1 protein-coding gene is annotated in these 1,159 nt (G+C 46.6%); it reads left to right on the forward strand.

Translation table 11 applies throughout. From position 1 onward, the window contains the following. On the forward strand, positions 1–1,159 hold a 1,159-nt coding region (locus R7P69_RS25025; RefSeq protein ID WP_318121798.1), incomplete at both ends, for a DUF5801 repeats-in-toxin domain-containing protein.

Genomic DNA, 1,159 nt, shown 5'->3' on the forward strand with positions numbered 1-1,159 from the left:
TTTGATGTCGTTGACGGTGCAGATTCTATCGTTAGCTTCCAATTGGAGGATCTTGTCTCACCTGTTGCTGGGTTAACGTCAGTAGGTCAGCCACTAGAGCTTGTTGAATACTCAAACGCGAATGGCGTGATTGAGTACCGTGCGTACGTGCAAGGCACTACCGATATCGTGTTTAAACTTACGTTAAATGCTGGAGAAGATAGGTATCAATTTGAATTATTTGCTCAGCTAGACCATCCAAATGGCAATGGTGAAAATGAGCTAGTGATTGATTTCCCTGTGAATGCCACGGATTTTGATGGCGATGTGTCGAACACGATTAGTTTGCCAATTACCGTTGTTCATGATGTGCCGTCTATCACTGGGGTGGATAACAGTAGCCAGTTGACGATTGACGAAGATGATTTACCTGCTGGCTCTGATACTTCTGGCTTACGAGTGTTAGATGGACACTTTAACGTTGTTGCTGGCGCTGATGAAATCGTCAGTTATCACGTTTCTGACTTAGCTGGCGCGGTCGCTGGTTTGCAGTCAAATGGTCAAGATGTGGAACTAAGACTGGTCTCTGAAGCCGACGGTGTAAGCACCTATGAAGCGGTGATTGTTGGCACGAACACGCAGATTTTCACCCTAACGTTGGATGCAAAAGACAATAGCTACCAATTTGAGTTAGTGGGCCCTGTGGATCATCCTGCTGGCGCGGGAGAAAACAGCCTAACGTTAGATATTCCTATTTCTGTTACTGACTTCGATGGTGATACATCGGCATCTGTGAACTTGCCAATCACCATCGTGGATGACGTGCCGGAAATCAAAACGGCGACGCCGTTGTTCTTAGATGAAGATGACTTGCCTTCAGGCTCAGAGCTGAGCAAAGACAGCCTAGAGGCAAGCGGCAGCTTTGATAGCGTAGAAGGTGCGGATACGATAGTTTCTTACCAGTTAGATTTGTCTGGTAACCCAATCAGCGGGGTAACGTCAGGCGGACAAGCGGTCACGCTCGTACAAACTGGTGTGAATAACAACAACTACACTTACCAAGGTCAAACGCCAGATGGAAAATCGGTATTTACTCTGGTGTTAAATGCTGAAGGAACATACAAATTCACGCTAGAAGGCGTACTGGATCATGGTGTTCAGGGCGAAGATTTACTGACGC

It is taken from the genome of Vibrio sp. 661 (genome assembly GCF_033339315.1).
Lineage (GTDB): Bacteria > Pseudomonadota > Gammaproteobacteria > Enterobacterales > Vibrionaceae > Vibrio > Vibrio alginolyticus.